At 47.7% G+C, this 24,200-nt stretch carries 23 protein-coding genes, 1 pseudogene and 2 other annotated features (1 of these 26 only partly in view); of the genes and pseudogenes, 23 read left to right on the plus strand and 1 reads right to left on the minus strand.

All coding sequences use genetic code 11. The annotated features are described in order from the left end of the window. Positions 1 to 2 precede the first annotated feature (2 nt). The 10 genes from AC0YNZ_RS11685 (at position 3) to AC0YNZ_RS11730 (ending at position 11,379) form a co-directional block, all read left to right on the plus strand. Entirely contained in the window at positions 3 to 1,307 is a 1,305-nt protein-coding gene (locus tag AC0YNZ_RS11685; protein WP_475826762.1) for a LysM peptidoglycan-binding domain-containing protein, read from the plus strand. A gap of 118 nt (positions 1,308 to 1,425) precedes the next feature. Then, positions 1,426 to 1,666, plus strand: a binding site (T-box leader). Positions 1,667 to 1,723: 57 nt separating this feature from the next. Then, positions 1,724 to 4,366, plus strand: coding sequence for a valine--tRNA ligase (locus AC0YNZ_RS11690; RefSeq protein WP_475826763.1), 2,643 nt, complete (start codon positions 1,724 to 1,726; stop codon positions 4,364 to 4,366). A gap of 30 nt (positions 4,367 to 4,396) precedes the next feature. Continuing rightward, positions 4,397 to 5,782: a bifunctional folylpolyglutamate synthase/dihydrofolate synthase gene (locus tag AC0YNZ_RS11695; RefSeq protein ID WP_475826764.1), complete on the plus strand. Its 1,386-nt coding sequence runs from the start codon at positions 4,397 to 4,399 to the stop codon at positions 5,780 to 5,782. A gap of 7 nt (positions 5,783 to 5,789) precedes the next feature. Continuing rightward, positions 5,790 to 7,184: a UDP-N-acetylmuramate--L-alanine ligase gene (murC, locus tag AC0YNZ_RS11700; protein ID WP_475826765.1), complete on the plus strand. Its 1,395-nt coding sequence runs from the start codon at positions 5,790 to 5,792 to the stop codon at positions 7,182 to 7,184. 328 nt (positions 7,185 to 7,512) lie between these two features. After that, the gene (locus AC0YNZ_RS11705) at positions 7,513 to 7,926 is read left to right on the plus strand and encodes a cupin domain-containing protein (RefSeq protein WP_475826766.1); all 414 of its coding nucleotides are present in this window, start codon (positions 7,513 to 7,515) and stop codon (positions 7,924 to 7,926) included. Between the two features lie 332 nt (positions 7,927 to 8,258). Continuing rightward, positions 8,259 to 8,612 (plus strand): DoxX family protein, encoded by a 354-nt coding sequence (locus tag AC0YNZ_RS11710; protein ID WP_475826767.1) that lies wholly within the window; start codon positions 8,259 to 8,261, stop codon positions 8,610 to 8,612. 37 nt (positions 8,613 to 8,649) lie between these two features. Further along, positions 8,650 to 9,417 (plus strand): pirin family protein, encoded by a 768-nt coding sequence (locus AC0YNZ_RS11715; protein WP_475826768.1) that lies wholly within the window; start codon positions 8,650 to 8,652, stop codon positions 9,415 to 9,417. A 42-nt stretch (positions 9,418 to 9,459) separates the two neighbouring features. Continuing rightward, on the plus strand, positions 9,460 to 9,915 hold the full coding sequence (locus AC0YNZ_RS11720; protein WP_475826769.1) for a MarR family winged helix-turn-helix transcriptional regulator: 456 nt from the start codon (positions 9,460 to 9,462) through the stop codon (positions 9,913 to 9,915). 72 nt (positions 9,916 to 9,987) lie between these two features. Then, complete coding sequence (locus tag AC0YNZ_RS11725) at positions 9,988 to 10,404, plus strand: Rrf2 family transcriptional regulator (protein ID WP_475826770.1); 417 nt, start codon at positions 9,988 to 9,990, stop codon at positions 10,402 to 10,404. 102 nt (positions 10,405 to 10,506) lie between these two features. Beyond that, entirely contained in the window at positions 10,507 to 11,379 is an 873-nt protein-coding gene (locus AC0YNZ_RS11730; protein ID WP_475826771.1) for an SDR family oxidoreductase, read from the plus strand. Positions 11,380 to 12,065: 686 nt separating this feature from the next. On the opposite strand, the gene AC0YNZ_RS11735 is transcribed toward AC0YNZ_RS11730, so the two are convergent. Next, entirely contained in the window at positions 12,066 to 12,290 is a 225-nt protein-coding gene (locus AC0YNZ_RS11735) for a hypothetical protein (protein WP_475826772.1), read from the minus strand. A 206-nt stretch (positions 12,291 to 12,496) separates the two neighbouring features. Here AC0YNZ_RS11735 and AC0YNZ_RS11740 point away from each other — a divergent pair, with 206 nt between their 5' ends. From AC0YNZ_RS11740 to AC0YNZ_RS11800, 13 genes and pseudogenes are all read left to right on the plus strand, one after another. Beyond that, positions 12,497 to 13,903, plus strand: coding sequence for a hypothetical protein (locus AC0YNZ_RS11740; protein WP_475826773.1), 1,407 nt, complete (start codon positions 12,497 to 12,499; stop codon positions 13,901 to 13,903). Between the two features lie 61 nt (positions 13,904 to 13,964). Next, positions 13,965 to 14,207: a DUF4321 domain-containing protein gene (locus AC0YNZ_RS11745; protein WP_475826774.1), complete on the plus strand. Its 243-nt coding sequence runs from the start codon at positions 13,965 to 13,967 to the stop codon at positions 14,205 to 14,207. 54 nt (positions 14,208 to 14,261) lie between these two features. Next, positions 14,262 to 14,891, plus strand: coding sequence for a Maf family protein (locus AC0YNZ_RS11750; RefSeq protein ID WP_475826775.1), 630 nt, complete (start codon positions 14,262 to 14,264; stop codon positions 14,889 to 14,891). Between the two features lie 93 nt (positions 14,892 to 14,984). Continuing rightward, a pseudogene (radC, locus tag AC0YNZ_RS11755) lies at positions 14,985 to 15,673 on the plus strand (RadC family protein). A 39-nt stretch (positions 15,674 to 15,712) separates the two neighbouring features. Next, positions 15,713 to 16,741: a rod shape-determining protein gene (locus AC0YNZ_RS11760; RefSeq protein ID WP_110774354.1), complete on the plus strand. Its 1,029-nt coding sequence runs from the start codon at positions 15,713 to 15,715 to the stop codon at positions 16,739 to 16,741. 37 nt (positions 16,742 to 16,778) lie between these two features. Further along, positions 16,779 to 17,663 carry a rod shape-determining protein MreC gene (gene mreC, locus AC0YNZ_RS11765; RefSeq protein WP_475826776.1) on the plus strand — a complete coding sequence of 295 codons (885 nt, stop codon included), beginning with the start codon at positions 16,779 to 16,781 and terminating at the stop codon, positions 17,661 to 17,663. Then, positions 17,660 to 18,184, plus strand: coding sequence for a rod shape-determining protein MreD (gene mreD / locus AC0YNZ_RS11770; protein ID WP_475826777.1), 525 nt, complete (start codon positions 17,660 to 17,662; stop codon positions 18,182 to 18,184). The genes mreC and mreD overlap by 4 nt, the downstream gene beginning before the upstream one ends. 65 nt (positions 18,185 to 18,249) lie before the next feature. After that, on the plus strand, positions 18,250 to 18,915 hold the full coding sequence (locus tag AC0YNZ_RS11775; protein ID WP_475826778.1) for a septum site-determining protein MinC: 666 nt from the start codon (positions 18,250 to 18,252) through the stop codon (positions 18,913 to 18,915). A gap of 3 nt (positions 18,916 to 18,918) precedes the next feature. Further along, positions 18,919 to 19,710 (plus strand): septum site-determining protein MinD, encoded by a 792-nt coding sequence (gene minD, locus AC0YNZ_RS11780; RefSeq protein WP_056629051.1) that lies wholly within the window; start codon positions 18,919 to 18,921, stop codon positions 19,708 to 19,710. Between the two features lie 7 nt (positions 19,711 to 19,717). Continuing rightward, complete coding sequence (locus tag AC0YNZ_RS11785; RefSeq protein WP_110774357.1) at positions 19,718 to 20,863, plus strand: FtsW/RodA/SpoVE family cell cycle protein; 1,146 nt, start codon at positions 19,718 to 19,720, stop codon at positions 20,861 to 20,863. A gap of 139 nt (positions 20,864 to 21,002) precedes the next feature. Beyond that, entirely contained in the window at positions 21,003 to 21,914 is a 912-nt protein-coding gene (locus tag AC0YNZ_RS11790) for a peptidoglycan DD-metalloendopeptidase family protein (RefSeq protein ID WP_475826779.1), read from the plus strand. After that, positions 21,907 to 22,788, plus strand: coding sequence for a M50 family metallopeptidase (locus AC0YNZ_RS11795; RefSeq protein WP_475826780.1), 882 nt, complete (start codon positions 21,907 to 21,909; stop codon positions 22,786 to 22,788). The genes AC0YNZ_RS11790 and AC0YNZ_RS11795 overlap by 8 nt, the downstream gene beginning before the upstream one ends. Before the next feature lie 37 nt (positions 22,789 to 22,825). Continuing rightward, entirely contained in the window at positions 22,826 to 24,073 is a 1,248-nt protein-coding gene (locus AC0YNZ_RS11800; protein WP_475826781.1) for an Rne/Rng family ribonuclease, read from the plus strand. 84 nt (positions 24,074 to 24,157) lie between these two features. Next, positions 24,158 to 24,200, plus strand: a sequence feature (ribosomal protein L21 leader region); it runs 47 nt beyond the window's last position.

A 24,200-nucleotide genomic window follows, 5' to 3' on the forward strand; every position in this document is an offset into this window, starting at 1 on the left:
GCGTGTCGGATCAAACCAACGGATTACGCTTTGATGTGTACGAGCGCGTCCATTTGCCCGATGATGTTGCGGCAATTGACGAGCTGGAGGAAATTGAGCTTGTTCCCCGTATTCAAGTAATCGATCAGGGGGATCATGCCGTGCTTAGAGGACAGCTGCTCTTGAGCGGGGTTTATAGGAGTCAAAATGATTCCGAACACTCGCAGACGCTTGAGCACTGGATACCCGTCGAGATAACGCTGCCGATGAACCGCATATCACGACTGGACGATATTTCGATCGAAATTGATAATTTCGACGTCGATTTATTGTCTGCCCGCACATTAAACATTACAGGTGTCCTTTCCTTGCGAGGCATCTCCGCTCAGCCTGTTCAGGAGCAGGAGGAAATTTGGCGGGAAGAACCGTTTACTGTCGTCCATCAACGGGAAGCCTATGATGAACAAGCTTCGCATTTTTTTAACAGTCAGAACGCCGATCATGAACAGCCGTACATACCGGAGCAGATCTATTTCGCTGCGCAAGAGGATCACTCTTTCCAGCAGGGGCCGGAGATGACGGATGAAACAGAGGCTGCAGTAACGATTTCGGCTGCATCGTTTGACACAGGGTGGTCATCCTCCCAGTTGTTCGCTGCCCAAGCACAGCAGTCTGAAGAAGTAGTAGAAGAAGAGGAAGAAGAACTCCGGGAAGATGAGCAAGAAATTACACTAGCCTCACAGCAAACGAATGATGAAGGCTGGCTAGCGACATCCCAAGCGTTCTCGAATTTTTCTACTGATTTTTCACAAGATGAAGCATCATTCCCTGACTCGCAGCAAGCGCTTGAGCAGGAACGAGCGGAGTCCGAAGCGAAGGAGCCGCCGCTTTCTCCGATTACGGAAGCTTTTGCGCCTCAGGAGCCGGTTTCCGGGCAGGAAAAGCAGGAGCTTCGCATCGCGTTATCAGGCAAGCAGCCTCAAGAGGGCAGCGGATTGGCGGCTGATGTCGGTTTTCACACGCTGCTACAGACCAGCAGGCGTGAGCAAGCGGCTCGTCAGGCCGCAGAGAAGGTCGTCGCTCAGCAGCGGGCGGTCGAGGAAGCGAAAGCGCAAGCATCGGGTGATGAGATCGAATGGAAAAATTTATTTCTAGGCAAGCGTTCGGAGGATACGGAATTCCGCAAAATTCGGATGTGTATCGTGCAGCGGGATGAGACGCTTGACGTTATCGCCTCACGTTACAGCTTGCATCCGAGAGAAATAATCAATTATAACCGGTTGGACGATTCCGGCGTGTCGGAAGGACAGCTTTTATACATTCCATAGCGCTCAAAAATGATGAAAATGCCCTTTTTACTCATAAATAGGAGTAATAAGGGCATTTGTTATGTGAGTTTGGTTGACTCAGACGTTCAACAAAGGTATGATTGAGTATATATGCGTTATAACGACGTTGAAGGGGAATAGTACGCAGCAAAGCCTTCAGAGAGTGGAACCGTTACGCTGAGAGGTTCTGCAGGAAGTGACTGCTACGAGTCGCCCCGGAGTTGCCTGGATCAAGTAGGAGCAGACTGTGCTCTACCGAAGTCAGGCCGGCCGCAGCCGTTATCTGTTTGAGTGCTGTGCGAATATCGTTCGCATGGAACAAAGGTGGTACCACGGAAGCTAAACCTTTCGTCCTTTATGATAAGGGCGGAAGGTTTTTTTTGTTTTTGTAGATCGATTTATGGAGGATGGAACGAATGTCAGAAAATCAAACGACTACTGCAATGCCGACAACCTATGATCCGAAGGCAGCAGAGCAGAAATGGTACGATTACTGGATGAAGGGCCAATATTTCGAGGCAGGCAAACGCCCGGACGCGCAAACGTATACGATTGTAATCCCGCCTCCAAACGTTACCGGAATGCTGCATATTGGGCATGCGTTAGATTTTACGTTGCAGGATATTTTGATCAGAACGAAGCGGATGCAGGGCTATGATGCGCTTTGGCTGCCAGGCACAGACCATGCGGGCATAGCAACTCAGACAAGAGTGGAGCAGAAGCTGCGGGAGCAAGGGATCTCCCGTTATGACCTTGGCCGGGAAGCTTTTCTCGAGAAGGTTTGGGAATGGAAGGAAGAATACGCGAATACGATTCGTGAGCAATGGGCAAAAATGGGGCTTTCCCTTGATTATTCAAGAGAGCGGTTCACGCTGGACGAAGGTCTCTCCAAGGCAGTACGCGAGGTTTTCGTACGTCTCTACGAGAAGGGGCTTATCTACCGCGGCAAAAAAATCATTAACTGGGATCCTGCCGCTCGCACGGCGCTTTCCGATATTGAGGTAGAGCACAGGGAGATTAACGGGCATCTGTATCACTTGCAATATCCCTTGAAGGACGGCTCCGGCTTTATTACAGTAGCGACGACCCGTCCGGAGACGATGCTGGGCGATACGGCTGTAGCCGTTCATCCTGAGGATGAACGCTATAAGCATCTGATTGGCCAACTGATCGTGCTTCCGGTTGTCGGTCGTGAAATTCCGATTATCGCTGATGAATACGTAGATAAGGAATTTGGTTCGGGTGCTGTGAAAATAACGCCGGCGCATGACCCGAACGACTTCGAGGTTGGAGAGCGTCACAGCCTGCCTCAAATTACCGTTATGGATGAGTCAGGAACGATGAACGCTGAAGCAGGTCCGTACCAAGGCATGGACCGCGCCGATTGCCGCAAACAGCTCGTAAAAGATTTGCAGGAACAAGGAATTTGCATTCAAATAGAGGATCATGTGCATCAGGTTGGACACAGCGAGCGCAGCGGCGCCGTTGTTGAGCCGTACCTGTCCACACAATGGTTCGTTGCGATGAAGCCGCTGGCTGAAGCGGCGATTGCAGCTCAGAAGGCTGGTAAAGGTGTCAACTTCGTACCGGAGAGGTTCGAGAAAATTTATTTGCACTGGATCGAAAACGTACGCGACTGGTGTATTTCCAGGCAGCTGTGGTGGGGTCACCGGATTCCGGCTTGGTATGACGAAACGACCGGTGAGATGCACGTATCCCGCGAGGATATGGAGGGAGACCACCTTACCCAAGACAACGATGTGCTCGATACTTGGTTCAGCTCCGCGCTATGGCCGTTCTCAACGCTCGGATGGCCCGATCAAACGGAGGATCTGAAACGCTTCTATCCGACGGATGTGCTCGTTACCGGCTATGATATCATTTATTTCTGGGTTGCGCGGATGATTTTTACGGCACTTGAGTTTACTGAGCAGTCTCCATTCAAGGACGTCTTGATCCACGGCCTCGTTCGTGACTCCGAAGGCCAGAAAATGTCCAAGTCGAAGGGCAATGGCGTCGATCCGCTTGAGGTTATCGAGAAATACGGAGCGGATGCCATGCGTTATATGATCTCGACAAGCAGCACGCCGGGACAGGATTTGCGCTTCCGCTGGGAGAAGGTTGAGCAAGCGCGCAACTTCGCGAACAAAATCTGGAACGCATCACGCTTCGCGCTGATGAATCTGGAAGGTGTTGAAGCGAAGGACATCGATATTACCGTTAGCTTGGGTACGGCGGATCGCTGGATTCTGCATCGCTTGAATGAAACGGTTCGCGATGTCACCCGTTTAATTGACAGCTACGAGTTCGGTGAAACCGGACGCTTATTGTACAACTTCATCTGGGATGACCTTTGCGACTGGTATATCGAATTTGCGAAGCTTAGCCTATACAATACGGATGAAGCAGCGAAAAAGGCTACACAATCGGTACTTGCTTACGTGCTCGATCAGACTCAGCGTCTCATTCACCCGTTCATGCCTTATATCAGCGAAGAGATTTGGCAGCATTTGCCTCATATTGGCGAGACGATTACAATGGCAGAATGGCCGGTGTATGATACAGCGCTGGAGGCACCGGATGCGGTGAAAGAAATGGAGCTGTTGATGGAGATGATCCGTGCGGTGCGCAATATCCGTGCGGAAGTAAACGTACCGATGAGCAAGAAGATTGAAATGCTGATCAAGCCTTCAGGTGAAGCGGAAGCAGCGATTTTGTCCCGCAATGAAGAATTTATCAAACGTTTCTGCGGTACGTCTAAGCTGGAAACGGGCTTGCATATTGCTGCACCAGACAAAGCGATGACTGCTATTCTAACAGGGGCTGAGCTTTACTTGCCGCTTGCCGGTTTGATCGATATCGCGCAGGAAATCGCCCGTCTGGAGAAGGAACATCAACATTTGAACGCTGAAGTAGAGCGGGTTGAGAAGAAGCTCGGCAACGAGGGCTTTGTAGCGAAAGCGCCGGCTAAGGTTATCGATGAAGAGCGCGCCAAAATGAATGATTATGCAGACAAACGCGATAAAGTGCTGGCTAGAATTGCGGAATTGCGCGGATAACGCTGCAAAACGGAAGAAGGTTCGAATAGAATGACGGATCAAACAAAAGAGCAGCGGCCGGCAGAGCCGCTGCAATCTTACCAAGAAGCGGTTGATTGGATTACAGGTCTCATTCCATTTGGCATTCGTCCAGGTCTTGAGCGGATCGAGAAGCTGATGGAGCTGCTGGAAAATCCGCATCGCAGACTGAAGTTTATTCATATTGCAGGAACGAATGGCAAAGGTTCAACTTGCGCTTACTTGACTAGCGTGCTGCTTCGAAGCGGATATGATGTAGGGACGTTTACTTCGCCGTATATAACGAAGTTTACGAACCGGTTCCAATATAACGGAGTCGATATCGAAGAAGAGACGCTTCTAAAGCTGGCAAACGAGCTGAAGCCCCATGTAGAAGCACTTGCGGAGACAGAGCTCGGTTCGCCGACGATGTTCGAGGTGTCTACAGCACTTGCCGTGCTTTTCTATGCCAAGGTTACATATCCTGATTATGTCGTATGGGAGACAGGACTAGGCGGCCGTCTCGACGTGACGAATATCGTACATCCGGTCGTTTCGGTCATTACGAATATCGGCCATGATCATATGGACCGGCTTGGCGATACGATCGCTGCCGTTGCCAGCGAGAAAGCAGGCATTATTAAAGCAGGAATTCCGGTCGTAAGCGCGGTATCCCAGCCTGAAGCGGTTGAGGTCATTAAACGGGTTGCAGCCGAGAAGCAAAGCACGCTCTATTTGCTTGGCGAGCAGTTTCATGAGACGGTGCTGTCGGTTCGCGAGGATGAGCAAACCTTCCGCTTTGATAATTTGTTCCGCAGCATTGAGCCGCTAACGATCACACTGAACGGCGCGCATCAACGTGCGAATGCGGCAGTTGCAGTTATGACCCTTGAGGTGCTGCGTCAATACAATGCGCTTGTTGTCGAGGATGATGTACTGGCGGAAGGGCTTCGAGCAGCCGCTTGGCCTGGACGTCTTGAGATGGTTTCGCAGCAGCCTCGGATTTTGATCGATGGCGCCCACAATCCGGAAGGTGCAGAATCGCTCGCCGACGCGTTAATAAACACCTATAAGTATGATCGTTTACATCTTATGATGGGTATGCTGGAGAATAAGAATCATCAGGATGTTCTTAAGCATATACTACCAATAGTGGATACGCTTATTGTGACCGAGCCTGATTTTCGGATGAAAAAAGAAGCCCGCGCTTTGGCAGATTTGGTACTGGAAATGCAGCAGCAGCAGCCGGATAAGTATCGTTTCGAGCTGATCGTTGAACAGAATTGGCAAACTGCTTTACAAAAATTACAACAGTTAACCGGGGAAACAGACCTTGGGGTCGTGACAGGCACGCTTTATTTAATAGCTGACGTTCGCTCCCGCATATTGTACAACTCGGATTCTGAAAAAGGTTGGTGAACCGTCTTTGAATACGGCAGAACACGTTCATTTCATCGGAATCGGCGGTTACGGAATGAGTGCCATTGCCCGCGTTATGCTGGAAATGGGCTATAAGGTGACTGGGTCCGATGTCGCTCGTCAAGAATTAACAGAGAAGCTTGCAGCAAATGGTGCCAGCATTTATATCGGTCATCAGCCGGAGCATGTAAAGGGAGCGGATCTGGTCGTTTACTCCACAGCGCTTTCAAAGGACAACGTGGAAAGGAAGGCCGCAGAGGAGCTTAACATTCCCGTTTTGCACCGTTCACAAATGCTGGCCAGATTGATGAACGCTGGCAAAGGAATCGCGGTGGCAGGCGCGCACGGCAAGACGACGACTTCTTCGATGATTGCGCTTGTAATGGAATCTTGCGATGCAGATCCTACCTATATTATCGGCGGAGAGATCGTTAATGTAGGCACAAACGCAAAAGCAGGTAAAGGTGAATATGTCGTAGCTGAAGCGGATGAGAGCGATGGTTCGTTTCTGCACTATCACCCAACGCTGGCGATCGTGACGAATATCGAGCCGGATCATCTTGAAAATTATGACGGCGATTTCGCTAAGCTGAAGGCTGCCTACGTGCAATTTTTGCAGCAGGTGAAAGCGGACGGAAAGGCAATTGTATGCGCGGATGACGAGACGGTTAAAGAACTGATACCGCAGGTGTATAAGGGCAATAGTGAATCTTCGCAGCTTGTTACCTACGGAATTGACAGCGATGCAGACTATAAAGCACAGAACATCGTGCTGGGTGACCGCAAGGTGTCCTTTACGATGACGCATAACGGGGCGGCGCTTGGTGATGTAGAATTATCTGTTCCAGGGCTTCATAACGTATATAACGCGATGGCTACAGTAATTACATGTCTTGAAGCGGGCTTGTCTTTCGACAAAATCGCAGAGGCGATTCAATCGTTCAGAGGCGCTAAACGCCGCTTCCAGGTGCTTGGAGAAGTTAATGATATTTTGGTCATTGATGATTACGCCCATCACCCGACGGAGATCAGAGCGACGATCAGCGCGGCTAAAGCGACAGGCAAACGTATTATTGCGGTATTCCAGCCGCAGCGTTACACGCGGACGTTCTTCTTGTTCGAACAATTTAGCCGCGCGTTCCCTGAGGCGGACGAAGTAATCATTACCGATATTTACTCGCCGGCGGGTGAGCTTCAAATCGAGGGTGTGACCTCGCGGAAGCTGGTAGAGCTGATCAAGAGCAACAGCAACGCTAACACCGAGTATATTCCGACTAAAGAAGAGGTACTTGTTCACTTGACTAAACGGATCGCACCAGGCGATCTTGTCATAACGATGGGTGCAGGCGATATCTGGAAGGTAGCGGATTCTCTGGCCAAATCGTTGAAAGCAGCTCACTAAACGCATAATGCCCGGGTGGTTCCTATTTGGAATCGCCCGGGCATTTTTTGTATTTATACTGCGAGCCGCGATCGGAATGATGAACAAGCACTTTGCTAACGTTCTATGACATTTAGGGTCGCCAGGCTTTCTAAGATAATAAACAATTATCAAGCTTTCGTTCACTAATTAACAAATGGCGCTCATCTAACAATTGTTTGCGTTCTATATCTGTTTATAATTATAGACAGATGTTTATTAACGTATCAATACTTATTTTTGTAGCAGCAAAAGAATTCTTTTCGAAAGGGAAGTAAAAACTAAATTTATTAGACGAGGAGAATGAAAAATGAATCAAGCAAAGGAATTATCTGAAAGTGTAATCTTCCCGAAAGGTGAAAAAATCACTAATAACTATTTCATTGGAACAGCCTGGCTTGAAATGATTGTTCCTTCTGACCCTACCTTTAATTGCCCGATCGGCAATGTAACGTTTGAACCAGGTGCAAGAAATAATTGGCATAAGCATGCAGGTGGCCAAATTCTGCTTGTAACTGGCGGCACAGGATATTATCAGCAAGAAGGCAAACAGGCACAAGTGCTTCGTGAAGGAGATGTAGTGAAGATCGCTCCGGATGTGAAGCATTGGCATGGAGCTGCAGCGGATAGTTGGTTTACTCATATTGCGATAAGCACAAACGTCCAAATGGGAGACACCGAATGGTTGGAACCCGTAACGGATGAAGAGTATAACAATTTATAATAACAGGCTGCTTAACTTTTATATTCTTGCGACACGTTGGATACTGTAGAGGAAATGCCAATGCAATGTTTTTCTTGTTGTTTGGCTCCGGTTATGGACCAGGTTCTTATTTCATGGGACTGATTGCATCCTTTTCGGATGAAGTATGTTTTCGTAAGCGCCATTCCGACAGGAGGCTGCCGACAACGTTCGGCAGCCTCTATTTCGTTATGGGGTAGGTTTGAGATTTTTGTTGACACGAATATATCCTAGTGTTAGCATAAATATATATCCTATAACTAGGATATCTACTTATAGGATAAATAATATTAAGATATAAGGAGAGAATGGTAATGAGTATATTATCAATTGTTCTTCAAGTTATTTTAGGTTTAGGTTTTATCATGTTTGGATTAATGAAGTTCGGATCAAAACAAATGGTGGAAGGATTTAAGCATTATGGGTATCCCGGATGGTTCAGAGTATTTACAGGAATGGTAGAAGTCATTTCGGCGATTTTAGTTATTGCAGGTATTTGGAATAAGACATTGGCTGCTTGGGGTGGTTTATTCATTGTAGTAACGATGATCGGGGCCATTTTTACTCATATTAAAATAAAAGATACTGTACAACAAATGATGATGCCGATCATTTTATTCATTTTAGGATTAGCAGTGTTCCTGTTAAACCTCAGCTCTTTGCTTTGATAAACCCAATTTATTTATAGAATGGAGAGAGAGAGAGATGGAAGTTAAAATTATTAAACCACAGGATCAAGCGAACGGACAATTCGATGGCGGTAAAATAACAGAGCAAAAGCCGATTGGCTTTTCTGGAGAAGGCTCATTAATAGACCGGTTAGGACCATTATTTTACTGGGCTTGGGGACATTCTCAGGGACCCGCAGAAATTGGCTTACATCCGCATCAAGGTTTTGAAATCATCTCTTATGTAATCAAGGGTAACGCTTATCATCGTGACACGCTTGGTACGGAAAGTGTTGTAGATGCTGGAGGCGCCCAACTCATGCAAACAGGCTCCGGTGTATATCATGCAGAAGCATTAAAAGAACCGTCGGAAATTTTTCAAATTTGGTTTGAACCGCATTTAAGCCAGGCAGTAAAACGTACACCAACTTATTCACAATACAATTCTGAGGATTTTTCCGTAATCGATAAACAAGGTGTGACGATTAAGACCATACTAGGAAACGGTTCACCAATGAAAATTGTGACAGATGCAGGGATGTGGGATATACGTATTCCAAATGGTTCGGTTTATACCCATAGTCTACCGCAAAAGCGGACATTAGCTGGTTTAGCCATCAGAGGCGATGGGGCTTTAACAGTAGACACGAATCAACCAACTCGTTTTACACATAAAGATTTTGTTATCGTTCAATCAGGACAAGGCGGAGAAGTAGCAATTCAAGCTTTAGATAAAGACCTTAGAATCTTTTTGATTGAAGTTCCGGAGGAAGTTGATTATCCTTTATACAATAAACTAAGATAAACCTATTGTAATTTTTAAGTTATGGAATAGGAGGTTCGGTGAATGTATCAAGGGGATGAACAGAGTCAGATTGATTTACGGCTTTTCCGAGTCTGGCTAAAGGCTAGTAAAACTATTTTTGATCATGTCGTAAAAGATATAGCAAGTCACGGCATTAGTCCAGAGAATTTTATGATTCTGGAACTTCTTTATAATAAAGGACCCCACACCATCCAAAAAATAAGTGAAATATTGTCTATTCCTAGTGGCAGCATCACTTACGTTGTGGATAAGCTTGAAAAAAATGAATTCGTAAAGAGGAATCCAAGTCCAACAGACCGTCGAGCTTCAAATGTCGTTTTAACTGACAAAGGTCAGAGTTTATTTCAAGAAATCTTTCCTCAACACGTTGAAGTCATTTCCAGAAATTTGTCTTATATAAGCAATGAGGAAAAAATACAGTTAACGGATCTTTTAAAAAGGCTCGGATTAGGTGCTAGTCAAAGTTTAAGTAAATAAATTCAACTCACGGTACGGGCATTGACATAACAAATAGTAGTAACTATAATGGTTACAACGGTGGTGATAAACTTGAAGCAAATAAGCACGCGCTTTTCAATGGCTGTTCATATCCTTTCTCTGATTGCTGTCAGTTCGAACGAATTGACAGGGGACTTCATTGCGGGTAGCGTAAATACAAATCCTGTGGTAATCCGAAGAATTATGGGGATGTTGAAAAAGGCAGGATTAGTGGAAGTACGTCCTGGGGTAGGAGGCGCTTCTCTGCTCAAAGCACCTGAGAAAATTACGCTTCTTGATATTTATCACGCTGTAAATTTGATCGAAGAAAACCAATTATTCCGTGTTCACGAAGATCCGAATGTGAAATGCCTAGTTGGGCGGAACATTGAGACAGCTCTCCAATCCGAATTGAAGGAGGCTCAATCCGCTTTGGAACACAGGCTGGCACAAACAACTTTGAGTCAACTCACAGCAAGCTTCAAATAAATGAGAGCTCCTTTAAGAGCTTTTATTTTATACATTAGTTGTAACTAAATAAGTTATAACAATTGGAATTACAACAAAAAACTCCTTGGAGGGAAAAGAAAAATGAAAATATTAATCACAGGCGCGACAGGCAAATTGGGAACAAAAGTTGTAGAGACGTTATTGAAATCTATACCAGCGAGTCAACTGGTTGTCAGTGTTCGCAATCCGGAAAAAGCGGAAGGGCTGCAAGCTAAGGGAGTAGAAGTTCGACATGGAGATTTTGACCGCCCGGAAACATTGGATTCCGCCTTTGCAGGTATAAATCGGCTATTAATCATATCTGCAGATGGGGACAACGAAACAAGAATTCGGCAGCATACAAATGCGGTAGCAGCGGCACAACGTGCACAAGTTGAATTTATTGCATATACGAGTGCAGTAAATGCAAGTGAAAGCAAGTTGTTCCTTGCTCTGGTGCACCGTGTCACGGAGGAAGCCATTATCAAAACGGGCATTCCATACTCCATCTTGCGAAACAACTGGTACTTGGAGAATGAGATCGGGAATATTCAAGGTGTGCTGGCAGGAGCGCCGTGGGTGACGTCTGCTGGGAACGGCAAGGCAGGTTGGGCAACGCGACAAGATTACGCGGAGGCAGCTGCAGCAGTATTGGCGGGAAATGGGCATGAGAATACCATTTATGAGCTTTCGGGTAAACTGATGACTCAAGAAGAACTAGTGTCTGTTATTGAATCGGTATTAGGCAAAGAAGTATCCGTGCAGCAAGTCGATGATGCCAAGTATGCCGAAATCATAAAAGGCGCGGGTGTTCCCGATTTCGTCATCCCTATTCTCGTAGGTATCCAGCAAGGCATCCGGGAAGGAGCGCTGGAGATCGAAAGCAACGATTTCGAAAAGCTGATCGGTCGTCCAGTTACACCAATCAGAGAGGCACTGACTCAAATCGTTAATGAAATCTCACAAGCGCAATAAATGAATTTACTTAGAAAACCGGCCTTTCGTAATGAGAGGGCGGTTTTAGTTTTCTACTATATTTTCATGGAACACCTACACAGCATTTCAATTTTATCTTGGAATTAATTTCGTAAAATGCACTTAAACCTTCACGCGCTCCTCCCCAGATAAGCTAAAGAGCACTAACCTCGAACAAAACACACGCCTAACGGCACATCAAGCGTCAACCCCAAACTAACTAAGAAATCAATTCTATTGCTTATCCTATAAGGAAAGTACGCTCCTTTTCATATTAAGCAGCTAAGCATCAGACTATCGCCAATGTTAATCAGAGCTTGGAGGTGAGTAAAGACCTACGGTTTCCAGCGGGTCTCGCAGGGTTTAGTGAACCATCCATAATGAAGCGCCCCGCAGTCTTCTGCTTACGCTGGAGTGATACTGAATGCGCATGATAGTTCTCAACTCGGTTTAGTTTCAGTTGATCTACTTAAAATAAGTTGTCTTTTACAAAAAGGCCGATTAGCTGCACTTCGTAGAACTAAATGCGCTAAATCAGAAATTATGTTTAAAAAAGGCTGTTTAGTTTCTAAAAATGGTGTTAAACACCACTTAAATTTAAAAAGTTCCAAATTAAGCACGCAAAATAAAACTAAAAAATAAATCTATCCCGTTATTAGGACAGGCATCAGCTTCCAACGAGTCACTTAGGGATGGCGCACCCGCACAAACACAGCTCGCAAGCCGGTGCCCCCAACTTCGAACGATTCCCGCAGGGATGGAATGCCCCACACAAACGCAACCCGCAAGCCAATGTCTCCCCAACTTACAGCGTGTCCCGCAGGGATGGAGAGCGCTCCTCCAAAAACGCAGCTCGCGAGCGCCTGTCTGCCTCCTACGTTAGTCCATTTGCGGGTGTCCAGAGGGTGCAACCCTTGGGGCCCTCCCTTGGAAGGGAGGGTTTGGGAGGGTTCGAAAAGCTTTTAAAAGCTCCTCCATTTAGTTTGAACTTTTCGAAAAGCTTTAAAACTCCCTTGAAGGCGCCGGGTAGAAAACCCTCAAAGAGCTAGGGCCCCGGTCTAATTCTCTTAAAAGTCTCATAGATTAAAATAGAAGAACGGGACAAGGAGTGAATGAAATGAATAACAAAAACCGTATTACTTATCGTTTTGACCGTAACGGAAAATCTGTGTACGAAGAAAACCGCAGCACTGACAAACAGCAGGAGTCTCCTGCCGGTAACGATGTCACTCACGCTGCTCCTAATAATAATAATGCTATTAAACCGGCAAAAATGAACGTAATACCGCTATACCCGTCTACGGAGCAGCATTCGATCAGCGAAATCAGCCCTTGGAACAGTCCATTCCAGGAGGATATCGGCGCACTGGAGCAGCTAATAAGAAATACCGATACAATACCGGTTTCGGCTGCCCCGGCCAAGCAAAAAGACAAGGCGAAAAGCTCAAAAACAGCTCTAATGGAGGTTCCCGTCAAGCAGGAGAATAATCTCTCTGCTGGCGAACAAAGCTATTTTAAGCCGGAGGATGTGCAGGAGCCTCTTCAGACTGATATAGATGAGCGCGTTTATGATGAATCTAACAGGAATAAGCTCCACTACTCGCGAATCAAGCGCAGAGCAGGAGCGCCATCATGGTTTAATGTGTTCTTGTCGGTCGCGGCTGCGCTCGCTACGGGAGCGTTGTTCGGTTATTTGCTGTTGTCTTTATTTACAGGAGCAAGCATTTGGCCTGAAGGGGCAGGCGACAAACCAGATTCGCAGACCGTGACAGGCAATATAGATACCGGTGAAACAGGCCAGGGAGCAACTGTGAGTGGAGGTAAAAACGGTGATGGGACGCTGCCTGCAGCGGATAATAATCCCGATACAAAACCTGATTCGAATTCAGTGATGATTAGCCTCAAAGGGCTGGACCGGACTTACTATTTGCTGCAGTTCGGCGTTTTCAGCAATACGGAGGGCAGGGATGCCGCGCTTGTGCAGCTGGAAGAGAAGGGACTTGCCGGCGCCGCTATGACAAGTGCTGCCGATTATCGCGTATACGCGGGAATGGCTGGCGATCGCGGCAAAGCGCAGACGGTTCGCGAGATGATGCCGGATTTAGATTTGTACATCAAGGAAGTGAGTATAGCTACACCGGCCAAAATGCCGTTTGAAGGCGACCAAGCTGCAGCGCAAACCTTCTTCGAGCAGACTGAGGAGCTCGTCCAAATGTTGGATGAATTGGTACTTGCTCAGCTGGAGCAGCCGGCATTATCTTCAATTAGCGAAGCCGCTGCCGCCTCATGGCAGTCAGAGTATCAAAAATGGACCGAAAACGCAGCAACGGTGCGAATAGGTATAATGGATACGGAAGGCAAAGCCTATCTCGACAAAGTCATTCAAGCGGTCAATTCGGCAGCAAAATCAATGGTTGAGTATGATAAAAAACCGTCTCGCGCCCATTTATGGTCGACGCAAACACAGCTGATGAAAGCTATCATTACGCAAAAAGAATGGTTTGAGACCATCAGCGCATTGTAAACGAATCATATCATGCGTATAATAGTGTTAGGTGTCATTTCATGGCGAGAGGCGTTGAAAGATGAAGAAAAACGGCTGGATTCTTCTCATTTTTATCATTCTTGGCTTATTAGCCGGCGCTCTAGTGGCGCGATGGCTGGCTCCAGTTCAAGGCATCTCTTTTTTGACGAAACCGATCGAAGCATCATGGTCTCCTGCCATTGATCTATATGTGCTCAGCTTCAACTTATCGCTTCATCTTCAGTTCAGCTTGTTCAGCTTGATTGGAGTTATAATCGCGATTTGGCTGTACCGCAAAACGTAGAGCGGCGGTCATTGACTAACGGAAACAAGCAAGAAGGAGCGCAGCCATTATTTTATGGAATCTAAAACATCACGCAACGAAGCGATAAGCCAGCTTGTGTTGGCCTCTTCGTCACCGCGCCGGAAAGAACTGGTCGCATCGCTGGACCTTTCTTTGCCGGTTTATATTTTGTCTACAGATACGGATGAAACGATTGAAGCAGGCTGGTCACCGGTGCAGGTCGTGGAGAAACTCAGCCTGCGCAAAGCTAATGCGGCATTAAAGCTGCTGCAGCAAAAGCAGGAGGCTGCATCGTCTCTAATCATTAGTGCGGACACCATTGTTGTGCTGGATGGCGACGTGCTCGGTAAGCCTGCTGATGATGATGAGGCTAAAGCTATGCTTAGACGGCTTCAAGGGCGTGCCCATGAGGTGTATACAGGCATAGCATGCGTACATTCGTCAACTGGGGAAGCAAAGACGGCTCATCGCATGACAAAGGTAATTATGAAGTCACTAAGCGAGGATCAAATCGCAAGGTACGTTGCAACCGGCGAGCCGCGCGACAAAGCAGGCTCTTACGGAATTCAAGGTCTAGGGTCGACGATAGTGGAGCAAATCGACGGCTGTTATTTTAATGTTGTTGGATTGCCGCTGTCACTTCTTTCGGACATGCTGGCTTCTTATGACATTGCGGTTTTTTAAAGATGGGCTTGAAACAATTCGATCGGATTTATTTTTTTAAGAATTAGGCAGGATATGATTGCATTCTATTTTTTGAAAAGGCGGGATTGGGACATGGAGCCGCAATCTATGATTTTGCGTGATGTCCCCCATGAAGAACGTCCAAGAGAGCGCATGATGAAATATGGGGCCGAAGCACTTAGCCATGCCGAGTTGCTTGCTATATTGCTGCGAACAGGCACGCAGCGGCAATCCGCCGTTCATCTGGCAGGAGCAATACTGAAGCAATGCGGCAGCTTGCGTAATTTGATGGATATGAGCATGGAAGAAATGACAGCCATTCGGGGTATAGGCCCTGCCAAAGCGATTCAGCTTCGCGCGGGTATTGAGCTGGGGAGAAGGATTACGCGGAGCCGGATCAGCGATGCGGTTACCGTTCGCAAGCCGCAGGATGCTGCGGACTATGTGATGGAGGAGCTCCGCTATTTGAAGAAGGAGCACTTCGTTTGTTTGTTTCTCAATACCAAGAATCATATTATTGCCCGCGAAACTCTATCAGTCGGCACGCTAAACGCGTCGCTTGTCCACCCTCGCGAAGTATTTCGTGCAGCTATTCAGAGAAAAGCGCATCCATCATCTGCGTTCACAATCACCCCAGCGGAGATCCCGCGCCTAGCCCGGAGGATATCGCGTTAACGGGGCGTCTGGCGGAAGCCGGGCAGCTAGTCGGAATAGAAGTGCTTGATCATTTGGTTATCGGAGACGGAAAATTTGTTAGTTTGAAGGAACAAGGCTATATGTAATATAATAAAGTGATGTGGCAATTAGAAGGGAGCAACAACATGTTTGGTGGTTTTTCGAAAGATTTGGGTATTGACTTAGGCACAGCGAATACGCTCGTATTCGTCAAAGGAAAAGGAATTGTAGTAAGGGAACCTTCGGTAGTGGCCCTTCGTACTGATACAAAAACGATCGAAGCAGTTGGCGAGCAAGCCAAAAAAATGATAGGCAGAACGCCGGGCAATATTCGTGCTGTCCGTCCAATGAAGGATGGCGTTATAGCTGATTTCGAAACGACGGCAACGATGATCAAATATTTCATTCGCCAAGCGCAAAAACAGCGCTCTTTATTCCCGCGCCATCCAAACGTGATGGTTTGCGTGCCGTCAGGCATTACAGCGGTCGAAAAACGCGCGGTTGAAGATGCGACTAAGCAAGCGGGAGCTCGCGAGGCATATACGATTGAAGAGCCGTTCGCAGCAGCCATCGGGGCTGATTTGCCCGTTTGGGAGCCGACAGGCAGCATGGTTGTCGACATTGGCGGCGGAACGACGGAAGTTGCCGTTATTTCATTAGGCGGCATCGTTACGGCAAGGTCTATTCGAGTGGCTGGCGACGAGATGGATGAAGCGGTTATTCAGTACATTAAACGGCAATATAACCTCATGATCGGGGAGAGAACAGCAGAGCAGCTGAAGATGGAAATCGGTTCAGCGCTTCCTTTCGATCGTCCGGAAAAGATTGAAATCCGCGGACGCGATCTTGTTTCGGGTCTGCCTAAGACGCTTGCGATTTCATCCGATGAGATTACGGAAGCATTAGCAGATACGGTTAACGCCATTGTCGATGCGGTTAAAGTGACGCTGGAGAAATGTCCGCCGGAGCTGTCTGCCGATATAATGGACCGGGGAATCGTGCTCACGGGAGGCGGCGCTTTGCTTCGCAATTTGGACAAGCTGCTGCAGCGCGAGACGGGCATGCCGGTTATCGTTGCAGATAATCCGCTTGATTGCGTAGCGATCGGTACGGGCCGTTCACTCGATAACATTCATTTATTCAAAGCTAGATCAGCTTCTCGTTCGAGACGCTAGATAACGTCTAATGGGGAAACGGATATGATATGGGCAGGTGATCGAGCTGTTTAGGCTGATGCGGAATAAGCGTATGTTTACGCTTATGATCGGGTTTATTTTGTGCATAGCGGTCATCGGCTTCTCGCTAAGCGATCGCAAGGAATTGACTTGGCCGGAAAAATTTGTGAAGGATTCGGCAGCATACGTGCAGCAATGGTTTTACAAGCCCGCTGGTTATATAGCGGGCTTCTTTGAGGATATCGGCAATCTGCGTACGATCTATGAAGAAAACGAACAGCTGCGCATTACTGCGGCTGCTTATTCTCGCGATAAGATCAATTATAATTTCGTAGAGAAAGAGAATGAGCGTCTGAAGGAAGAGCTTAAGTTCACGCAGCAGCAAAAGGAAATGTATAATTATAATTATTTGATCGCGCAGGTCATATCCGTCAGCAATGACGCGAACAATCGGACGATGATGATTAATTTGGGTTCGAAAAATGGCATTAAACCGAATATGGCCGTAACGACCGTCGATGGTTTGATCGGACTCGTAAGCTCGGTTACGCCTTTTACAGCTGCTGTAACCCCGATCACGGAGCTGGACGAAGCATCGCCAACGTTCAATTCCATAGCGGTAACGATCATGGGACGCGAGAATGACTCATTCGGTATTTTAAGCAGCTACAACAAAGAAACGTCCAGGCTCGTTATGACGAAGATCGCCGAAAACGATAAGATGGAAATACAAGATACAGTTATCACATCAGGTCTAGGCAACGTTTATCCAAGAGGGCTCGTAGTCGGAACGGTAGAAACGATGCAGCTTGGCGATTTTGGTCTCACGTATACTGCTTCGGTCAAGCTCGCGGCCAGCTTTGATCATTTGACCGAGGTGTTTGTCGTTCAGGTTCCTGAACTGGAGGAAGCCGGGAAATGAGCATGAACCGAATCCTCCTGCTTATGTTTCTCCTTTTCATTGTGGAGGGAGCCGTGATGCCATGGATCATTCCGGCCGGCTTCGGTCATCGGATCATTCCTCACTTTGTTTTTGTTGTAGTCATTTTCTCCGGACTCTACAGCAGACGACATTTGGCCCTATTGCTTGGAGTAAGCTTTGGGATGCTTCAGGATGTTGTTTATTTTGGCCATTTGCTTGGCATAAATGCTTTCATAATGGGGCTGATGGGTTATTTTACCGGCGTACTGCTGGAGCGCCGTCGTTCAACGATCATGATGGCGATTTCAATTGTCGGTTTTGCCTGCCTGCTGTATGACAGCGTCATTTTTTTCATCTACAGAGTATTTCGGATTACGAATGAAAGCTACGCATGGGCACTGATCGATCATATCCTTCCAAGTTTATTTCTGCAGCTGGCTTTTGCCCTTGCCTGCTATGTACCTGCCAGAAAATGGTTCGAAGGGCAGACAAAAGTGAAATCGGAGAAGTCTGAGGAATAAAATAGCGGTGCATGCAGGAATTTGTTAGACGGAGCAAGAATCCATTAGGTTGGGGAGGGACGAACGTGACCGAGAGGCAGCATATTATTATAAAGGGTGTAAAAGAAGGTCTCGTGTTCCTTCTCGACGATAAGTGTGAATTCGCGACGCTTTTAGATGAACTGCAGTACAAGCTGGAAAAAACGCATCAACAGCTGCTCACAGGTCCTCTCGTTCACATCCAAGTGAAGCTTGGCGCAAGACAAGTGACGGAGGATGACAAGGACCGGATCAAAAATGTGATAAGGTCGCAAGGAAATTTAATGATTCAATCTGTTGAGTCTGATGCGCCAAAGGTCGATTCCCAGCAAGAGAAGCAGTCTAATTTGCAAGTGCTCACGTCTATTGTACGCTCTGGTCAAACCTATGAGCATGACGGGGATTTACTTTTAATCGGCGATTTGAATCCAGGCGGCACTTTATTATGCACAGGCGATATTTACGTGCTGGGAGCTTTACGCGGCACTGCGCATGCGGGAATTGGCGGACGGACCGACGTTATCATTGCGACATCATTCATGCGGCCAACCCAGCTTCGTATAGCAGATGTGATCAGCAGACCGCCAGAGGAATGGATGACCGGCGATGCAGCAATGGAATTCGCCTTCTTAAACGAAGGCCGGATGCAAATTGACAAGCTAGCGCAATTATTCCGCGTACGGCATAATCCTATAATGTTTAAAGGAGTGTAGAGCATGGGGGAAGCGATTGTTGTAACATCAGGTAAAGGCGGCGTCGGCAAGACGACCACCTCTGCAAACCTGGGTACCGCGCTAGCTTTGCTTGGCAAGAAGGTATGTATGGTTGATACAGATATCGGACTTCGCAATCTGGACGTGGTCATGGGATTGGAAAACCGGATCATCTATGATTTGGTAGACGTGGCCGAAGGCCGCTGCCGCTTAAATCAGGCGCTTGTGAAGGACAAGCGTTTTGATGAGCTTTATATGCTTCCCGCTGCACAGACGAAGGATAAGGATTCCGTGACGCCTGAGCAGGTTCGCAATATGATAGTAGAGCTTAAGAAAGAGCATGACTACGTGATTATTGATTGCCCTGCCGGGATCGAGCACGGCTTTCGCAACGCGATAGCAGGTGCTGATCGGGCTATCGTTATAACGACTCCGGAAAATGCGGCCGTGCGCGATGCGGACCGTGTAATCGGATTGCTCGAGCAAGAGAAGATTCCAAGCAAACTTATCATCAATCGCATTCGTCAAAATATGATGAAAAGCGGCGAGATGCTCGATATCGATGAAATTTGCCAGGTACTGGCTATTGATCTTGTCGGGATCGTACCCGACGACGAGAAAGTTATTTCTGCCGCAAACAGCGGAGAGCCGACGGTTATGAATCCGGCTTCACGTGCCGCTATCGCCTATCGAAACATCGCACGCCGCATACTAGGAGATATGGTTCCGCTCATGCTGCTGGATGAGAAGGCGGGAGCTTTTAAACGTTTCCGTAAGTTCCTTGGAATAGGATGATAACGATTTGCTTAACAAACTAAAAAAGCTGGACTGGGGAATTTTAATTATTTTAGTATTCCTCATGATTATCAGTACGGTTGTTATCCATAGTGCTACTGCAAATTTCCCGAAATATGCCGGGTCCGATACAAGACAGCTCATTTTTTACGGGCTGGGGTTCTTTATCGCAATCTGGGCTACTTTATTTGATTACCGGATTATGCTTAAGAGCTGGCATGTCCTTTACGGAATCGGCATTTCCATGCTGATTCTCGTTTATTTTTTTGGCGCGGTTATTAATGGTGCGAGAGGCTGGTTTAAGCTCGGCAGCTTATCCTTTCAGCCTGCGGAAATTGTCAAAATCGTGCTCATTATCGGAATAGCTTATATTATGGGGCGTCGGCAGGGTGACCGGCTTACGTTTTCGCAAGATTTGCTGCCGATAGGCGCTTTCGCTTTCTTACCTTTCATGCTCGTTATGATTCAGCCCGATCTTGGAAATGCGATCATCTATCTGGTTATCGTGCTAGGCATGCTGTGGATTGGAAACGTGAAGTACTCGCACGTTATTACGGGATTAGCGGTCGTAATTGCTGGATTAGTTCTATTTGTCTCCCTCTTCAATACCTTCAATCAGGAAATTTTTAATTACCTGAACGATCATGAAATGGGTCACTGGCATAAGCGGATCAATACGTTTATTAATCCCGAGGAAGCAACGGCCAATGATAGGCACCAATCAGAAAATGCGCAAATCGCCATAGGCTCCGGAGGGTTAAACGGCGACGGTTATTTGCAAGGGGATATGAAAAACGGCGGCTTCGTTCCTTACCCTTATTCGGACTCGATCTTCGTCGTTATCGGTGAGGAATTCGGTTTCCAGGGGTCAGCTATTTTGCTGCTCCTGTACTTCTTGCTCATTTACCGGATGATCATTATCGCTTTCAAATGTTATGATTTGCGTGCATCATATATCGTCATTGGGATTGTGTCCATGTACGTGTTCCAGGTGTTCCAGAACATTGGGATGATGATCGGGATTATGCCGATAACTGGAATTACACTGCCTTTTATAAGTTATGGCGGAACATCTCTCCTGCTCAATATGCTGTCAATCGGACTTGTGTTCAGCATAAAAGCGCATCAAGAGAAATATGAGCTGGCCGATTAAAAATAGGGAAGTCATCCGTTTTTGGATGGCTTCTTTTTTGTTGCAGCAGTTCTTACCCGCATACTTGTCTCACTCCCCACATATCCATGTATAAAGGAAAAGCTGTCGCAGCGGCGACGGAAGCGGGGAGGAAAGAGAGATGCAAATGAAGGATGGCGTAAAGCAGCGCAGACAGAAAAAAATTAAAAACTTGCTGGACCGGAACCAGGAGGCAGAACAAACGGAGGACATTTATCCAGAACCGGTTGTTCCGAATAAGCATGAATATTTTTACGTTGACGAGAGGGAAGAGCTTGATCCCGAGATCGTATGGAAAACAAACCCGAATCCGTGGGTTAGCTGGAGTGAGGACAAAGGCGTTAGCGAAAATAAAAGCTTCGTCAAAAGACCTGATCTCACGAATAAAAAAGATCCGGGAAACGAACGCAGCAAGCATCCTTTCCGCAATGAGCTGAAGTGGAAGCTTGCTATCGCGGTATTGTTGTTTGGAGCGGTATGGGCGATGTTTCGCTACGATACGGAATATACGCTTAAAGGACAAGCACTTGTTAAGCAGGCGCTCACCGATGAGATCGATTTTGCCGCGGCAGCCGCATGGTACAAGGAAACGTTCGCAGGCGCTCCCTCCTTCATTCCTATATTTGAGGACAACAGCGAGCCCGCAGTAGGCGCGGACGGCACGGTGAAGCTGCCAATCGTAGCGCCTCTGCAAGGGGGATCGCTTGTGCGAACCTTCGCGGAGCTGCTGAGCGGCATCGAGCTCGCCGGAAAATCCGAAGAGCAGGTCGTCGCTGCCGAGACAGGGCGCGTGCTGCTATTAACGGATCAAAGTGAACAAGGCTCAACGATCGTCATTCAGCATGCGAACAAGCGTGTAACGATATACGGGATGCTCGGAAAGACGGATGTGCAGGTGAATGACTGGGTTGAAGCGGGCGATCCTATCGGGAGCCTGCTGAAGGCGGAGGGCACGCAGCCAAGCCTGCTTTATTTTGCAGTGAAGCAAAATGACCTGTATATCGATCCGGTGGGCGTGATACCGATTGATTAGATGGAAAGGGATTTTATGGTCGGTCCATCCGTTGTTTGTTATCATAATGCTGGGATCGGTCATGACGGGCTATTTTGCGGAGCTGTTTACTTTGTTTTTGCTCGTGCTGGTGCATGAACTTGGCCATGTTATCGTAGCGCTGGGCTTCGGCTGGACGGTGCGGGAAGTGAAGCTGCTGCCGTTTGGCGGAGTCGTAGAGGTTGAGGAGGCCGGCGGGGTGCCCGCCAAGGAGGAAGCGATCGTAGCCATTGCAGGCCCGCTGCAGAACGTATGGATGGGACTAGCTGCTTGGATCTGCGGACAGTTTGGGCTGTGGGACCTTGAATGGGCAGAATATGTGTGGAAAGCGAACCTCATGATCGGGTTGTTTAACCTGCTCCCGATCCACCCGCTGGATGGCGGAAAGCTGCTTCAGGCTGCCTTAAGCTATACCGTCAATTACTATAAAATGCTTATATGGTCAGCCCGCATAAGCTTGTTGTTCAGCGTGCTTATGATCGTTTGCTCGCTGCTGCCGTTGCTTGTTTATAAGGATGGCGTGCAGCTCAATCTGCTGATCGTCGGCTTATTTCTCATCATGACGAATTGGACTTACTACCGAAATGTTCCCTTTTTATTTTTTCGTTTTCTGATGTACCGGGAGCGTGTAACCTTGCAAGCGCTGACGAGGGGGCATATAGCTAGTCCTATAATCGTTAGCGGCAGGCAGTCGATCATCTCCGTAGCCAGGTTGTTTCGAAGGGAACGATACCATTTAATTTATATGGTGGAGGCGGATAGTAAGGAAGTTAAAGTGCTGCCTGAGCAGAAAATTGTTGAGGGCTGTTTGTCCGAAAGTAACCCCAATCGTGCAGTATCGGAACTTTTCAGTTAAAATAGATGAAAAGCGTACTGGCAGGTGATGTGCGGGAATGAAGCAAATGTTGATGCACGTACATGGTGAAATGCTGCAAACCGCAGTGCTGGACAATGGCCGGCTAGTTGAATTTTATATGGAAAAATCTAAAGCAAGCAGCTTGGTAGGCAATGTCTATAAAGGCCGCGTCGTGAATGTTCTGCCTGGCATGCAGGCGGCGTTCGTTGATATTGGACTAGCCAAAAATGCTTTTTTGTATATTGATGAGCTGCTCCACCCGCATTTGGAAAAACAGCCTGAACATAAGCCGCTGATACAGGAACTTGTCATACCGGGCCAGGAGCTGATCGTCCAGGTAATGAAGGAGCCGCTCGGCGGTAAAGGGGCCAGGGTAACGACCCACTTCACGCTGCCCGGACGGTGGCTCGTCTATATGCCGAATGCCGATTATGTCGGCGTTTCTAAGAAAATCAGCACCGACGGCGAACGGGCGCGCTTGCGGTCGATCGGCGAGAAGCTGCGCGAGCGGGAGGAAGGCATTATTCTGCGGACGGCGGCCGGCGGCGAGAGCGAGCGCTCCCTGAAAACCGACGTCCACCAGCTAAGAGAGATTTGGCATGGAATTGCTGAGCGGAGCCTGGAAGCGCATGCGCCTTCTGAGCTACACCGGGAGGCAGGGCTTATGCGTCGGGCCGTTCGGGACACCTTAACGATCGACATGGATGAAATATGGATAGATGATGCAACGAGATTTGAGGAAGCGTCAGCGCTGCTTGAAGAAATGACTCCCCTGCTGCGCGGGAGGCTGAAAAGATTTGAGCAGAGACAAGGAATGTCCTTATTTGATACATACCGGGTGACAGAGCAGGTGACAAGGGCGTTCGGACGGAAAATCCCGCTTATATGCGGCGGCCATCTCATTTGGGAAGAGACGGAAGCACTGACGGTCATCGATGTGAATACGGGGAAATTTATTGGGACCTCCGGTCTCGAGGATACGGTTTTTCGTACGAATATGGAAGCGGCGGATGAGATAGCGAGATTGCTTAGAGTAAGAGATGTCGGCGGCATTGTCATTATTGATTTCATCGATATGGAGCAGGATACGCATCGCGAGCAGGTGATGCAGAGTCTCATTGAGAAGGCGCGCAACGATCAAACGAAATGTACGATTCTCGGCTGGACCAAGCTTGGATTGATTGAGCTGACCCGCAAGAAGGCTCGCGAGAACGCTGTCCATCAGCTATCGGAGCGCTGCGAGAGCTGTGGATCGCATCGGAAACGTAACGAGACGCTTAAATAGTTATAATTTTCTTCGTGCAGCAATTGATATAGCTTGCATAGTATGATACAATCTTTGGGTGTGTGTCTCGTACCTCGTGAGGAATGAGATGTACAAGTACCGCTCCGATTGGGTAAATAAGCGTTTA

The sequence above is a fragment of the Paenibacillus sp. J2L1-98 genome, from assembly GCF_056269405.1.

Coding starts and splice junctions, on each gene's coding strand:
- AC0YNZ_RS11750 (WP_475826775.1), top strand. CDS start 14,262: ATGGAATCTAAAACATCACGCAACGAAGCGATAAGCCAGCTTGTGTTG.
- AC0YNZ_RS11800 (WP_475826781.1), top strand. CDS start 22,826: ATGAAGCAAATGTTGATGCACGTACATGGTGAAATGCTGCAAACCGCA.
- AC0YNZ_RS11720 (WP_475826769.1), top strand. CDS start 9,460: ATGTATCAAGGGGATGAACAGAGTCAGATTGATTTACGGCTTTTCCGA.
- AC0YNZ_RS11790 (WP_475826779.1), top strand. CDS start 21,003: ATGCAAATGAAGGATGGCGTAAAGCAGCGCAGACAGAAAAAAATTAAA.
- AC0YNZ_RS11745 (WP_475826774.1), top strand. CDS start 13,965: ATGAAGAAAAACGGCTGGATTCTTCTCATTTTTATCATTCTTGGCTTA.
- AC0YNZ_RS11715 (WP_475826768.1), top strand. CDS start 8,650: ATGGAAGTTAAAATTATTAAACCACAGGATCAAGCGAACGGACAATTC.
- AC0YNZ_RS11690 (WP_475826763.1), top strand. CDS start 1,724: ATGTCAGAAAATCAAACGACTACTGCAATGCCGACAACCTATGATCCG.
- AC0YNZ_RS11705 (WP_475826766.1), top strand. CDS start 7,513: ATGAATCAAGCAAAGGAATTATCTGAAAGTGTAATCTTCCCGAAAGGT.
- AC0YNZ_RS11730 (WP_475826771.1), top strand. CDS start 10,507: ATGAAAATATTAATCACAGGCGCGACAGGCAAATTGGGAACAAAAGTT.
- AC0YNZ_RS11695 (WP_475826764.1), top strand. CDS start 4,397: ATGACGGATCAAACAAAAGAGCAGCGGCCGGCAGAGCCGCTGCAATCT.
- AC0YNZ_RS11710 (WP_475826767.1), top strand. CDS start 8,259: ATGAGTATATTATCAATTGTTCTTCAAGTTATTTTAGGTTTAGGTTTT.
- AC0YNZ_RS11740 (WP_475826773.1), top strand. CDS start 12,497: ATGAATAACAAAAACCGTATTACTTATCGTTTTGACCGTAACGGAAAA.
- minD (WP_056629051.1), top strand. CDS start 18,919: ATGGGGGAAGCGATTGTTGTAACATCAGGTAAAGGCGGCGTCGGCAAG.
- AC0YNZ_RS11760 (WP_110774354.1), top strand. CDS start 15,713: ATGTTTGGTGGTTTTTCGAAAGATTTGGGTATTGACTTAGGCACAGCG.
- mreD (WP_475826777.1), top strand. CDS start 17,660: ATGAGCATGAACCGAATCCTCCTGCTTATGTTTCTCCTTTTCATTGTG.